The following is a 13,758-nucleotide window of genomic DNA, read 5'->3' on the forward strand; positions in this document are numbered from 1 at the left end:
GAGGCAAGGGCTTTATATCAATCCTATGACACGTTTGCCTTTACCCAAATGATTGGAATTAACCCGTTTGAAGGACTGTGGGCCAACTTCAGCGCAGGCGAACAACCTGAATTTCGCAGACTTGAGGAGCTCGCTCCAGGCTACCGCAAGGAATCATGGCGGCGCGGGCTGCTGAAGCTTGGGGTTGACGATGAACAACTGGCCGGAGAATTGGCCGAGCAATTTGCCGCCGAGCGACGCTCCCGCCCCCATGTATATGAAGAGACCTTCCAGGTGCTGGACGAATTGAAAGGAAACAAGAAGCTGCTTCTTCTGACGAACGGCTGTCCTGCGCTCCAGCAGGAGAAGATCGCCGGCGTTCCCGAACTTGCTCCATATTTTGACGAGATCGTCATTTCCGGCACATACGGCAAAGGCAAACCGGATCCGACCATCTTCGAACATGCGCTTTCTTTACTTGGATTAACACCGGAACAGACGCTCATGGTCGGCGACAAGCAGACAACCGACATCAAAGGTGGAAACAGCGCCGGACTGACCACGGTATGGATCAACCGCACCGGAAAAGTTAAAGATCCGTCCATTGAGCCAGATTACGAAATCAAGCATCTGTCCGAGCTGCATCGCATCATTGCCGAACGGTCTTAAGTTGGTTTTATACGTTAGCCTGCCCAGAGGGGAATCCCTTCGTCCGGCAGGCTTTTATTATACCTTGTGCATATGAATGCCCCGTTTTCTGAGCAGCATCGACCGCTCTCCGGTCAATTTGTTCCATTTTGTTAACAGTTGGATTGTTTGGGTGAGGCGATAATTATGTATAATGATGAAGAATATGGACAAACAGCATACATAGATAGACGTATAGGGAGTGACTTCGCTTGAGAAAGTACGGTTTTGTTGCTCTGCTGCTGCTGGCGGTATGGAGCATAGCAGGCTGCGGCAGCGGCGGCGGTGGTCATGCGGGCATGGACATGAGCGAGAGCATGATGGATCCGGTGCAGGTGGATCTCAGCTGGACGCCGGAGCAGGCCAAGGTAGGCAACCAAGTTACCATTGAAGTGAACGTAACGCAAAAGGATAAACCAGTCGATAAGGCCGATGAGGTTATGATTGAAATCTCGAAGGAAGGCGACAGCAGCAGCCATGAAAAGGTGGCCGCCCAGAATGCCGGCGGAGGGAAGTATACGCTCGATAAAACCTTCGATCAGGCGGGCACCTACAGCATCACGTCACATGTTACGGTAGGACCACAGCATACGATGCCGACGAAAAAGCTGACCGTGACGGAATAATCAGCATCATGTTTTGTTTGATAACGACAAGCAACCCCCGTCCTTCCTGGCGAAGGCGGGGGTTGCTGCGTATATCGTTATGTTTGTGGATTAGGACTGAAAGCTTGGGTCCTGAACCGGATGGGCGACCCAGCCGTTTTCCTCGATAAAGAGGCGGACGGCGATAATTTTACGATTGTCCATCAGCGTAAAGAAGTGGTTTGTATTTTCCGGAACGGAGATGACATCACCGGCTTCGAGCTCTACATTGAAGTAGCCGATGTCGCCTGCGCCCTTGATTACGAAAATTCCTTTGCCGCCCACGATCGCCCGGATTTCGTCTTCGGTGTGGGTATGAACCTCTTCGAACTTATTTAGCAGGTCTTCCAGGTTTGGCGTAGCGTCGGACAGCGTGATGACGTCCCAGATCTTGTAACCGCGGCGGGCAGCCAGATATTGTTGAGGAACTCACGAACATTATCGTCACCGGTAATCCGTTCGTTCGTATTGCGAATCACGATTTCAGCCATCTCTAAACCCTCTTTTCCACTTGGATTAATTCATATTATAACGAACCATACTTTTGTTGTCGATTATATATTACACGAAAATCAGGTGCAAAACCCTGCCTTAAGGCATTTCTTGCACTTTTCTAATAAGGGCTATTCTGATAAACTAAGATTTAACGTTTGGCAGGGGGGACATACAGTGAACAGACCTGACTTGAAGGAATTAATGAAAGAACGAATATTGATATTGGACGGTGCCATGGGTACCATGATCCAGCAGGTCGACCTTGGCCCTCAGGATTTTGGTGGAGAAGAGCTGGAAGGCTGTAATGAAATGCTGGTCATTACCCGTCCCGATGTGATCGAACAGATCCACGAGAAGTATCTGGAAGCCGGGGCGGATCTCATAGAGACGAATACGTTCGGCGCTACCTCGGTCGTATTGTCTGAATACGACATTCCCGAGAAGGCGCGGGAGATTAATCTGCTTGCTGCGGAAATTGCCCGCAGAGCGGCGGATAAATTCAGCACGCCGGACAAGCCTAGGTACGTGATCGGCGCGATCGGCCCGACGACGAAGACGCTGTCGGTGACCGGGGGCGTAACTTTTGAAGAGCTCGTGAGCAGCTATGAGGAGCAGGCGGTTGCCCTGATCGAGGGCAAGGTCGACGCCCTCTTGCTTGAAACGAGCCAGGATACACTGAATGTTAAGGCTGGCAGCATCGGAATCCGGAATGCCTTTGCAAGCACTGGGATCACGCTGCCGATTATGATTTCCGGTACGATCGAACCGATGGGGACGACCCTGGCCGGGCAGAACATTGAAGCGTTCTACATTTCGCTGGAGCACCTGAATCCGATTTCAGTCGGCCTTAACTGTGCAACAGGTCCGGAATTCATGCGCGATCACATCCGTTCGCTCGCCTCCATGGCCAAAACGGCGGTCAGCTGCTATCCGAATGCCGGCCTTCCGGATGAGAACGGGCATTACCATGAATCTCCGGAGTCGCTGGCCCGGAAGATGGAAGCCTTTGCGGAGCAGGGCTGGCTCAATATTGCCGGCGGCTGCTGCGGAACGACCCCGGATCATATCCGGGCGCTGAACGAGGTCATGAAGGGTTACCAGCCTCGTCAAATGGAAGGGAGCCATCCGCCGGCGCTGTCCGGGATCGACCCCGTGTACATTGAGTCCGACAACCGGCCTTATATGGTGGGAGAACGGACCAACGTGCTCGGTTCGCGGAAATTCAAGCGCCTGATCGTGGAAGGGAAGTACGAGGAGGCATCGGAGATCGCCCGTGCCCAGGTCAAAAACGGAGCTCATGTCATCGATGTGTGCGTGCAGGATCCGGACCGGGATGAAGCGGAGGATATCAAACAGTTCCTGGAGCTGGTGGTGAAAAAGGTCAAAGTGCCGCTCATGATCGACACGACCGATCCGAAGGTCATCGACCTTGCGCTCAAATATTCCCAGGGCAAGGCGATTATTAACTCCATTAACCTTGAAGACGGTGAAGAAAAGTTCGAACATGTGGCTCCGCTCATCCACAAATACGGGGCTGCTGTCGTGGTGGGGACCATCGATGAGAGCGGACAGGCCATTGACCGAAACGACAAGCTGAATGTGGCCAAGCGATCCTACGATCTGCTCGTTCATAAATACGGCATTCCCGCTGAGGACCTGATTTTCGACACGCTAGTGTTCCCGGTTGGTACCGGTGATGAGCAGTACATCGGTTCCGCCAAGGAAACGATTGAAGGGATCCGTTTGATCAAGGAAGCGATGCCGGAGTGCCATACGATCCTCGGCATCAGCAACGTCTCGTCGGTTTGCCGGAAGCGGGCCGCGAAGTATTGAACTCCGTTTTCCTATACGAGTGTACGAAAGCGGGTCTGGATTATGCCATCGTGAATACCGAGAAGCTGGAGCGCTATGCCTCGATTCCAGAAGCGGAGCGGAAGCTGGCCGAAGAGCTGATTTACAATACGAACGATGAGACGCTGGCCGCGTTTGTGGCGGCGTTCCGGAATAAAAAGGTCGAGAAGAAAGAGAAAATTTCGAACTTGTCGCTGGAAGAACGGCTGGCTACCTATATCGTTGAAGGCACCAAGGAAGGGCTGATTCCCGACCTGGATGCTGCGCTGCAGAAGTACGGCGCCTTGGAGATCATCAACGGGCCGCTCATGGCCGGCATGTCCGAAGTCGGTCGTCTGTTCAACAACAACGAGCTGATCGTGGCGGAGGTGCTGCAGAGCGCCGAGGTAATGAAAGCGTCCGTGTCCTATCTGGAGCCTTTTATGGAAAAGAACGAAACGTCCGTCAAAGGGAAGATGCTGCTGGCCACCGTTAAAGGCGACGTGCATGACATCGGTAAAAATTTGGTCGAGATTATCCTCTCGAACAATGGTTACCAAATCGTCAATTTGGGTATAAAAGTACCACCGGAGAAGATCATCGAGGCTTACCGGAAGGAGCAGGCCGATTTGATCGGACTATCCGGTCTGCTGGTGAAATCCGCACAGCAAATGGTCGTGACCGCGCAGGACTTGAAAAATGCCGGTGTGAAAGTGCCGATTATGGTTGGCGGAGCAGCATTGACCCGCAGGTTCACCAAAACGCGGATCCGGCCGGAGTATGAAGGCATGGTCGTGTACGCGAAGGACGCCATGGACGGGCTTGACCTGGCAAACAAGCTGATGGATCCCGAGCAGCGCAGTCTGATGCAGGCTGAAATGGACGCGGAGCTCGAAGCGCTTTTGGCGGAAGCTGAAAAGCCGGTTGAACTGCCGGAACTGACCCGTGCGGCCAAGTCCAACGTGTCGACGGATGTCCCGGTCTTTAACCCGCCCGATTTGGAGCGGCACATCATCCGCAACTATCCGATCAGCCACATCATCCCATACATGAACATGCAGATGCTGCTTGGCCATCATTTGGGGTTGCGTGGTCAGGTCGAGCAGCTGCTGGAGAAAGGTGACGAAAAAGCGCTGGATTTGAAAGCAACCGTCGATGACGTACTGGATCAGGCCGCCCGCGAGGGGATTATCAAGGCGCATGCGATGTACCGCTTTTTCCCTGCGCAGTCGAGGGGCAACGACATTGTCATTTACGATCCGGAGGATCACACCAAGGTGCTGCATACGTTTACGTTCCCGCGCCAGAACGTGGCACCGTTCCTCTGCCTCGCCGATTTCCTGAAATCGGTCGACAGCGGCAAGATGGACTATGTCGGCTTCCTGGTCGTCACCGCGGGACAAGGCATTTCGAAGCTGTCTTCGGAGTGGAAGGATAAAGGGGACTATCTGAAGTCGCATGTCCTGCAATCGGTAGCTCTTGAGACCGCCGAAGCGCTGGCCGAGCGCGTTCATCATATGATGCGCGATACGTGGGGCTTCCCTGACCCGGCCGATATGACGATGAAGCAGCGTCACGGGGCACGGTATCAAGGCATCCGCGTCTCCTTCGGATATCCGGCATGTCCGGATCTGGAGGATCAGGAGCCGCTCTTCAAGCTGATGCAGCCGGAAGATATCGGCGTACATCTGACCGAAGGCTTTATGATGGAGCCTGAAGCTTCGGTGTCGGCGATGGTGTTTGCCCATCCGGAAGCACGGTATTTTAATGTCGACAAGGTAAAATAATATATATTCGGTTCATAGCCGAACCGAAGCAAATGTCAGCAAAACCCTCCGATTGTTCGGGGGTTTTTTGCTGGCGCATTCTTGGAAAGAAGGTATAGCGTTATGGAACTGGAGTTTTTGGGTACCAATGCGGGGGTTCCTTCCCTGCAGCGGAACGTGACATCGATGGCGCTTCGGATGTACGAGGAGCGGCGCAGCTTCTGGATGTTCGATTGCGGCGAAGGCACGCAGCATCAAATTCTGCGGTCTTCATTAAAGCTGAGCAAGCTGGAGAAAATTTTCATTACCCACCTGCACGGTGATCATATATTCGGTCTTCCCGGGCTGCTCTCCAGCAGGTCCAACCAGGGCGGCACCACGCCCTTGCAGGTTTACGGACCGCCGGGGATCAAAAAATACATAGACACGTCACTTACCCTCAGCCAGTCGCGAATCGAGTTTGAACTTGAGGTGATTGAGCATACGGGGGGAGTCATTTTTGAAGACGGGGAGGTCCGGGTTGAATCCCGTCTGCTGGAGCACCGCATTGACAGCTATGGATACCGGATCATGGAAAAAGACAAGCCAGGCAGCTTGGACTTGAAACGAATGGCCGAGTACGGGTTAAAACCGGGGCCGATTTACGGCCGTTTGAAGCGCGGGGAGAGCATCGACCTGGAAGATGGCCGGGTGCTGACACCCGCAGACGTGCTTGGTGCGCCGAAGAAGGGGCGCGTCGTTACGATCTTGGGCGATACCCGCCCTTGTGCCAACGTGCTGCCGCTGGCCGAACAGGCAGATCTGCTCGTTCATGAGGCCACGTTTCTGCATGAGCTTCATGAGACCGCACACAACTATCATCACAGCACGGCGCTTCAAGCCGCAGAAGCTGCCCGCGACGCGGGGGCCAAGGAGCTCATTATTACGCACTTCAGCTCACGTTACAAGGATATTGAGCACCTGCAGCCTCTATTGGCGGAAGCCAGGTCACTCTTTCCAAAAACGCTGCTTGCCGAAGAATTAGTGCTGTTTCCGGTGACCCGCCACGAAGAATAGGGAAGACATAGGGCAGGCGATAATGGAATGAAGGCTCCGGGCGAGCCTTTTTTCTTTAAGATTATAGAATTTATAAATTTCAGCGAAGCTGAACCATTCTATAATCGCAAGAAAAACTTCAGCTAAACGCGGTCTGTCTTCTTTGAAAGTACGTCGATAGACGTTTTTCTTACTGCAGCGTTTCATTTCCCGGATAATCATTATTTTCCGGGAAAGCGCAGGAAATGACACAACTTTGCACAATTGGACTTCTCGTGATAGGTTTTAGGGGTAACGCTTGACGAAATAATGGAGATAAACGTCCTTGTCGTCGTGCTTTCGGTTGCCACATTCCTCCGTTTTCTTTTACAATGGAACAAGCTGGGTTACAGGAAGCCTGGAAATCGACCGTTGCAGCGGGAGCCAGGCTTTTCGCAGCCATAAGTTTTACTAGATGAAACGAGGTATGTCCATTGAACACGCTGAGAACTACCCGCGGTCTGCTGATTGACCTGGACGGAACGTTATATCATGGGAAACATATGATACCCGGAGCGGACATTCTGATTCGAACGCTGCAATCGCGGGAAATCCCTTATTTATTCGTGACGAACAATTCTTCGAAAACGCCGGAAATGGTGGCTGCTCATTTGAACGAGATGGGTGTTCCCGCCGACAAAGAGAAGGTTTGCACCTCGTCACTAGCCGCCGCGCGGTATATCGCTGAAGAATCTCCTGGGGCCAGAGTGGCTATGCTAGGGGAAGATGGGCTTCGGCAGGCTTTGATTGAGGAAGGGCTCAAGCTCGTCGATGATGCGCCTGAATTTGTCGTGCAAGGGATCGACCGCTCTTTTACTTACGATACACTCGCCCAGGCTGTTCGCTGGATCCGTGAAGGTGCCCGCTCTGTGCTGACCAATCCCGACCTTCTGCTTCCTTCCGATCACGGGCTTGTCCCAGGGGCCGGATCGCTTGGAGCAGCAATTGAAGCGGCTTCCGGTGTCAAACCGGTGATTATCGGGAAGCCTTCGAGCCACTTGATGAAATATGCTACGGATCGGCTGCAGCTGTCCCCGACCGAAGCCACTGTGATCGGTGATAATATGCGTACGGACATTGCGGCAGGTGCTGCCGCGGGATGTCAGACGATTTTGGTCCTGACGGGGCTGACGACGGAGAGCAACTTGCAAATGCATGTCGATGCAGCCGGCATCTCTCCGGACATCATTTGCCGTGATCTGACCGAGCTGACTCAGCTGTTGTGTCCTTGATACTTTCAGGGACCGTTTTATATACATTTACATGAACATCCGTGATGGATTTTGAAAGGATAGATGAACAAGATGCCGGAACTGCCGGAAATGGAAAATTACCGAAGATTGCTGTCAGAACTGATTATCAATGCTCCGATTACGAACGTGGTCGTCAACCGGGAGAAATCCATTAATGTTCCCGTTGAAAGCTTCAAGGAGGAGCTGCTTGGCACGAGAACGATTTTTGTGGAGCGGCGCGGAAAGCATCTTATTTTCCACCTGAACAACGGCCGCAGGCTGCTCCTGCATCTGATGCTGGGCGGCTTGATGTATTACGGAACCGAAGAGGATCGCCCGAAACGTTCTACCCAGATTGAAATTTCGTTTGGAGACCGGACGCTGTATTTTATCGGCCTTCGGCTAGGCCATCTTCATTTGCATTCTGCGAAAGAAGTCGATGAGCTGTTCGCTCCCCTTGGACCGGAACCGCTGGACCGCCGGATGAATCCGGAAAAGTTTGCAGGAATATTGCAAGGGCGGCGCGGATCTTTAAAATCGCTGCTGGTCAACCAGCATGTCATTGCCGGCATCGGGAACTGCTATGCGGATGAAATCGCGTATGAAGCCGGTCTTCTGCCTTCGGTGAAGGTTCAGGACTTGAAGGAAGCATCGGTTGCGAGGCTGTATGATGCCATGCAGAAAGTGCTGCGGGAAGCCCTTGAAGGCGGGGGCTATATGGATACTCCGTTTATGGTGGGGGACCAGTTAACCGGCGGCTATGACGATCAGTGCAAAGTGTATGACCGTGAAGGGGAAGCATGCTACCGCTGCGGCGGTACGATCAACAAATCCGAATTAAACGGGCGGAAGGTTTTTTATTGTCCGTCCTGCCAGCATGAGCAGTAACCAGCTGCTCATCGGCTGCCATGTCAGCACGCGCGGCGGTTATGGGAGAGCTGCCCGGCGGGCATGGGAAATCGGAGCGAGATCGTTTCAATATTTTCCGAAAAATCCCCGCAGCATGTCGATCAGAACGCTGGATGCATCTGCTGCGGCGGACTGCCTTACCTTTTGCCGGGAGCACGGCATGCCAAGCATCGCCCACACTCCGTATCCGATCAACATCGCAATCGGCGACAGCCGGGGCCGGGAGCTGTACGAGCTGACCGTCAAGTCGCTGCAGAACGATCTGATCATCGCCGAGGCTTGCGGCACGGTCGGCATCGTGGTCCACTTCGGACATTTCAAAGGACGCGATGCATTACAAGGCTACAAAAATATAATACAATGTTTAAACGAGACGCTGTCAGGCTGGCAGGGCAGCGCGAAGATTTTGCTGGAAAACCAGGCCGGCACCCCGGGCTCAATGGGCATTACGCTTGATGAGCTGGTAAACATCAGGCGGCTGAGCGATTACCCAGAGAAAATCGGCTTTTGCCTGGATACTTGCCATGCATACGCATCAGGCGTGTGGGATCCGCGTACGACGGATGCCCTCGTTGAGCGGGGCAGAGAGCTTGGATACTGGAGCGATCTGGCCGCAGTCCACCTGAACGATTCCAAATACCCGCTCGGTTCGGGAAAAGACCGCCATGAGCGGATCGGTCAGGGGTATATTGGCGAGGAAGCCTTTCAGGCGCTGCTGTCATATCCGGAATTCCATGGCAAGGCGCTCGTACTGGAGACGGACGCAGGCGAAGACGGTACGCACCGCGGCGATATCGCCAAGGTGAAAAGCTGGCCGATCGATTAGCCGTTTCGTTTGTTTTTAGGGAAGGAGGGACCCGAGCGTGATCCATCTGTTTTTGGATGACTATCGCCGTTGTCCGCAAGGCTTTACCCTCGCTCGCAATGCGGAGGAATGCCTTCTGATGCTTAAGGAGTGCGAGGTTGGCATATTATCGCTTGATTTTGACTTGGGACCCGGTGAAATGACCGGCAAGGACGTGGTCAAGCATATGATTACGGACGCCTTATTCCCGCAGGAGATTTATTTGCATACGTCGAGTATGTGGGGGAAAAAGAATGTATGAGCTGCTCTATCATCATAAGCCAGAGCATGTTGTGCTCCATAATGGCCCAATGCCTCCGGATGTGCTTGAGCGGGTTGCGGGAGGGGAACCGCAATGAGGCATCTAAGCGAGCAGGAACTGCTGAAGGAGCTTTGGACCAAGGGGCAGCCGCTGGCCGTCTTTTTGTATACTCCTTTCTGCGGCACATGTAAAGCGGCCAGACGAATGCTTGAAGTGGCGGAGCATTTGCTGCCGGAGGGCATCGTGGCGGATGCGGACGTGAACATGCTGCCGCAGGTCGTTCAGCAGTATCAGATCCGCAGTGTGCCTGCGCTCCTCGTCACCGACGCGAACCGCAGCGCCAAGCCGTCCATCCGGTACAGCATGGGCTCCGTGGAGGACCTGCTGCAGGAAATTAGGGGAGTGATTTCATGATTTCGATGAAGGACGTGACGCTGAGAAGAGAGGAAAACCTCATTCTTGACCATGTGTCTCTCGAAATAAAACCCGGGGAGCATTGGGCGATTCTCGGGAGAAACGGCTCGGGTAAAACGACGATGCTGGAAATGATGACGGGTTATCTTTTTCCCAGCTCGGGTACAATTGAAGTACTGGGTAATGTATATGGCGAGTGCGATGTCCGGGAAGTGCGCAAAGAAATCGGCTATATCAGCCCTTCGCTGATCGAAAGGCTGTCACTCAGCGACCCGGTTTGGGAAGTAGTGGCTACCGGAGCGTATGCTTTTTTGCGGTTTTATCAGGAGATTCCGGCGGACGTAAAAGAGAAGGCTTATAGTCTGCTGAAGGATATGCACTTGGGAGGACATGCGGAGCATCCCTTCGGCACGCTCTCTCAGGGCGAACGGAAAAAGGTGCTGCTGGCACGCTGCTTGAATATGACCGTGGTGTATGTGACCCACCATGTGGAAGAGATCGTGCCTCTATTCACCCATGTGGCGCTGATCCGTGACGGCAAAATCGCCGGTTCCGGTCCAAAGCAAGAGGTGCTGACTAACGAATTGATCAAGCGGACTTACGACATTCCTGCCAAACTGGAGTGGGATGAAGGACGTCCATGGATTAAAGTGATTTCTGGAGGGTAAACCCATTTTGACTGATCATAACTTATCGAATAATGAAAACAGCGAGGAATCGGCAGATTCCGTCTCAAGATTTATTTGCACGGCAAACCATGGCTTCGCTCCTTATGCCCAGGAAGAGCTGCGCCGCAAATTCGGCCGCCTGAAAAGCCGCGTGCTCGTGTCGGGAGAGGTGTTCCTGTTAACGCTAAATGAAGAAGCTGGCCGGGCCGTTGATATGATTGTTAGCAGCCCGCCGATATTTCTGCGTCACATCCAGCCTGTGCAGCTGGAGCAAAATGCAGAAGACATGGATCAGGCGGTCCGTGAGGTCAGCGCCTTCCTGCGGAACCGGAAGGAGCTTCATGGCGCAGCCGTGTCGCTTCAGGTTCGGAAAGCCGACGACAGCCTGTGGCAGGACAGCGCGGGCAAACTGCGCGAAACGCTGGCCGAGATGCTGAGCGACCTCGGGACGGATTTCGTCGTGCAGGATCCGGAGTGGATTATTTCTATTTTTGCGGCCGGAAGCATGCTGTACGCCGGGGTTTCACGGCCATCCGACAACTTGTCGGACTGGAGCGGCGGAGCAATCCGCTTTCAGCGTGAGGAAGGACAGATCTCCAGGGCGAAATTCAAGCTGCTCGAAGCCGAGCACAGCTTTGGCATCGATTTCACCACTTTTCACAAGGCGCTTGATATCGGGGCGGCGCCTGGAGGCTGGACGTCCTTTTTGCTGGAGCGCGGTTTACAGGTTACGGCCGTGGACCCGGCGGTCATGCATGAGTCACTGCAGGGGAATCCCGCGCTGCGGATCCTCCGGAAAAATGCCTCAGAGGTACAATTCAAGGAAGAGGAATTTGATCTTCTTGTATGCGATATGAGCTGGAGTCCGAAACAGATGGTGAAGCTGGTGAAGGAGCTGCTGCCAAGCCTGGCTGCGGGAGGAACGGCGGTTGTAACGGTGAAGCTGATGCATAAGAAACCGATGGCATTAATTGATGATGTCATTTCGTCGTTTGAGCAGGCTGAGATGCAGGTTCAGAGAGCCAAGCAGCTGTTTCACAATCGGGACGAGATCACACTTTATATGATTAAATATTAAGTCCNTTAAAAATTTGTGCTCATTTGCCTGAATTGACGAAGCGAATGGGTTTGGAAAATATTTCTTGCGAGATCCGACAATTTATTTTATACTAGTACCAAAATTAACCAAACGATAATATAGGGAAAGCATCCCGGAGTACGATCGTGGCCCAGGCCACGTCGTTATCCACAGGGTGCTTTCCTTTTTTGTCGTTCAGAAAGGTTGTGTATACGATGAGTCATCCTTCCAGGCTGCGTCCCGGACAAAGGATTGGAGGGAGGTATGAAGTAATCGCCAGCATTGGTGAAGGAGGTATGAGCCGGGTATACCTGGCAGCGGACTTGAAGCTTCCAGGCAAGCAGTGGGCCGTCAAGGAGACACCGTCGAGGCCCGAGCTGCTTCAGGGCTTGCAGGATGAGGCTGAGCTTCTCATCTCATTGAACCATCCCCGTCTCCCTCGGATCGTCGATTTTTTCGCATCGGATGAAGATGGGTTCGCTTATTTGGTCATGGACTTCATTCAGGGTGTCACGCTCGAGAAGTATTTTAAGGAGAACCAATACAGGCTCCCGGCTGGAACTATTCTGCAGATCGCGAATCAGCTGCTGGAAGTGCTGGAGTATCTGCATGGGCATGAACCCGCGGTCATTTTTCGCGACTTGAAGCCATCCAACATCATGCTTGCCCGCCAGCTGGAAGTCCGATTGATCGATTTTGGGATCGCCAGAAATTACAAGCAGGATCAATATCAGGACACCGTTAAGCTCGGTACGGTCGGATTTGCGGCCCCGGAGCAGTATGGATTGGGGCAAAGCGACGCAAGGTCGGACTTGTACGGCTTGGGCGCCTTGATGCTGTATTTGTCCACCGGCGGCAAATGCAGCGAATGGAAGGAAGGGGTACAGGAACTGATCCGCCCCGATATTCCGAGGGGCATGATCCCTATTATCCGCCGCTTGCTGAGCATTGAACCCGAAGACAGGTACCAATCGGCCAAGGAGGTACGCTCGGTCCTGGATTCCATCGGGATGCTGGGTACAGGACCGGTGGGACTGAAAGCGGGGAGGAAGCCGGGATTTCCGGGAACGCTGGCGATCGCGGTCATGGGGGCCGGCAGCGGCACGGGGACAACCCATACGGCGATTGCCGTCGCGCATTATTTAGCCCGAAGCTACGGCAAAGTAGCCCTTGTCGAGATGAATCTGCAATCGCCGGCGTTCGGCCGGATTCAGAGAATCGCGGCCGGCAGGACAGATAGCGTGCAAACGGGTGACCGCAAGTTTGAGGTGCAGGGCGTGGATTACTGGCGGCAAACCGGGAGGGCAGACGTGATCTCCCTGCTTGGTGGAAGCTACGACTTTGTGGTGATGGATCTGGGAGCTTATTTCGGTAATGACCGGCTGGAGGAATTTCTGCGTGCGGATATTCCCATTATTGTCGGATCGGGAGCGGAGTGGAAGCACCAGGATTTGGTCGGGCTCGTCCAGCAATTGTCCAGTCATCCGCAGCATAAGTGGATGTACTTTCTTCCGCTCGCACCGCAGGACGCTGTACACCGGCTGCGGCGTACGCTGGGCACGTCCCGGGTATTTTCCATCCCGCTACAGGTAGATCCTTTTGACCAATGCGATGAGATGGACCGGGCATTTGTCCGGATATTCCAAGGGCTGCTGCCGGTCGCGGAGCGCAGACGAAAGTTCAGGTTTGGCTTAAGCTGAGATGCGACTATGAAGGAGGGAGTAATCGGGAAGTATGTCAAAGTTAAGGCAGCGAACGAAACACTTGATTTATGCAGGCCTGGCAGGCGCTTCGGCGATGGGGCTGCTGTTTGCAGGCTATGCGGTCTGGAACGCGATGGAGCACAACAAACGGGAGGGAGTGATAGAGCGCCACT

10 protein-coding genes and 3 pseudogenes are annotated in these 13,758 nt (G+C 53.6%); 12 read left to right on the forward strand and 1 reads right to left on the reverse strand.

Features of this window, described 5'->3' with window-relative positions; translation table 11 throughout:
* Positions 1–648 (forward strand): HAD family hydrolase (locus CPT76_RS05890; protein WP_105442231.1); only part of this gene is annotated, 648 nt, incomplete at its 5' end.
* A gap of 230 nt (positions 649–878) precedes the next feature.
* Complete coding sequence (locus tag CPT76_RS05895; protein WP_076171256.1) at positions 879–1,292, forward strand: FixH family protein; 414 nt, start codon at positions 879–881, stop codon at positions 1,290–1,292.
* Positions 1,293–1,382: 90 nt separating this feature from the next.
* Here CPT76_RS05895 and CPT76_RS05900 read toward each other — a convergent pair.
* A pseudogene (locus tag CPT76_RS05900) lies at positions 1,383–1,801 on the reverse strand (acireductone dioxygenase).
* 205 nt (positions 1,802–2,006) lie between these two features.
* On the opposite strand from CPT76_RS05900, the pseudogene metH reads away from it, so the two are divergent.
* The 10 genes and pseudogenes from metH to CPT76_RS05950 all read left to right on the forward strand — a co-directional run bounded on the left by metH (position 2,007) and on the right by CPT76_RS05950 (position 13,582).
* Positions 2,007–5,422, forward strand: a pseudogene (gene metH, locus CPT76_RS05905) (methionine synthase).
* A gap of 102 nt (positions 5,423–5,524) precedes the next feature.
* Positions 5,525–6,457, forward strand: a complete 933-nt coding sequence (gene rnz, locus CPT76_RS05910; RefSeq protein ID WP_105442232.1) for a ribonuclease Z — start codon at positions 5,525–5,527, stop codon at positions 6,455–6,457.
* A 452-nt stretch (positions 6,458–6,909) separates the two neighbouring features.
* Complete coding sequence (locus CPT76_RS05915; protein ID WP_373318987.1) at positions 6,910–7,707, forward strand: TIGR01457 family HAD-type hydrolase; 798 nt, start codon at positions 6,910–6,912, stop codon at positions 7,705–7,707.
* A gap of 72 nt (positions 7,708–7,779) precedes the next feature.
* Entirely contained in the window at positions 7,780–8,595 is an 816-nt protein-coding gene (locus CPT76_RS05920; RefSeq protein ID WP_105442233.1) for an Fpg/Nei family DNA glycosylase, read from the forward strand.
* Positions 8,585–9,442, forward strand: a complete 858-nt coding sequence (locus CPT76_RS05925; protein WP_105442234.1) for a deoxyribonuclease IV — start codon at positions 8,585–8,587, stop codon at positions 9,440–9,442. The genes CPT76_RS05920 and CPT76_RS05925 overlap by 11 nt, the downstream gene beginning before the upstream one ends.
* A 37-nt stretch (positions 9,443–9,479) precedes the next feature.
* Positions 9,480–9,819: pseudogene (locus tag CPT76_RS05930) on the forward strand (cyclic-phosphate processing receiver domain-containing protein).
* Entirely contained in the window at positions 9,816–10,136 is a 321-nt protein-coding gene (locus CPT76_RS05935; protein WP_105442235.1) for a thioredoxin family protein, read from the forward strand. Before CPT76_RS05930 ends, CPT76_RS05935 begins: the two are co-directional and overlap by 4 nt.
* The gene (locus tag CPT76_RS05940) at positions 10,133–10,804 is read left to right on the forward strand and encodes an ABC transporter ATP-binding protein (RefSeq protein ID WP_105442236.1); all 672 of its coding nucleotides are present in this window, start codon (positions 10,133–10,135) and stop codon (positions 10,802–10,804) included. The genes CPT76_RS05935 and CPT76_RS05940 overlap by 4 nt, the downstream gene beginning before the upstream one ends.
* A gap of 7 nt (positions 10,805–10,811) precedes the next feature.
* Positions 10,812–11,882, forward strand: a complete 1,071-nt coding sequence (locus tag CPT76_RS05945) for a 23S rRNA (cytidine(2498)-2'-O)-methyltransferase RlmM (RefSeq protein ID WP_181152704.1) — start codon at positions 10,812–10,814, stop codon at positions 11,880–11,882.
* Between the two features lie 215 nt (positions 11,883–12,097).
* Positions 12,098–13,582 carry a serine/threonine-protein kinase gene (locus CPT76_RS05950; protein ID WP_105442238.1) on the forward strand — a complete coding sequence of 495 codons (1,485 nt, stop codon included), beginning with the start codon at positions 12,098–12,100 and terminating at the stop codon, positions 13,580–13,582.
* Positions 13,583–13,758 lie beyond the last annotated feature (176 nt).

Source organism: Paenibacillus sp. AR247, from assembly GCF_002968895.1.
GTDB lineage: Bacteria > Bacillota > Bacilli > Paenibacillales > Paenibacillaceae > Paenibacillus_AQ > Paenibacillus_AQ favisporus.

Coding starts and splice junctions, on each gene's coding strand:
- CPT76_RS05920 (WP_105442233.1), top strand. CDS start 7,780: ATGCCGGAACTGCCGGAAATGGAAAATTACCGAAGATTGCTGTCAGAA.
- CPT76_RS05940 (WP_105442236.1), top strand. CDS start 10,133: ATGATTTCGATGAAGGACGTGACGCTGAGAAGAGAGGAAAACCTCATT.
- CPT76_RS05925 (WP_105442234.1), top strand. CDS start 8,585: ATGAGCAGTAACCAGCTGCTCATCGGCTGCCATGTCAGCACGCGCGGC.
- CPT76_RS05950 (WP_105442238.1), top strand. CDS start 12,098: ATGAGTCATCCTTCCAGGCTGCGTCCCGGACAAAGGATTGGAGGGAGG.
- CPT76_RS05935 (WP_105442235.1), top strand. CDS start 9,816: ATGAGGCATCTAAGCGAGCAGGAACTGCTGAAGGAGCTTTGGACCAAG.
- rnz (WP_105442232.1), top strand. CDS start 5,525: ATGGAACTGGAGTTTTTGGGTACCAATGCGGGGGTTCCTTCCCTGCAG.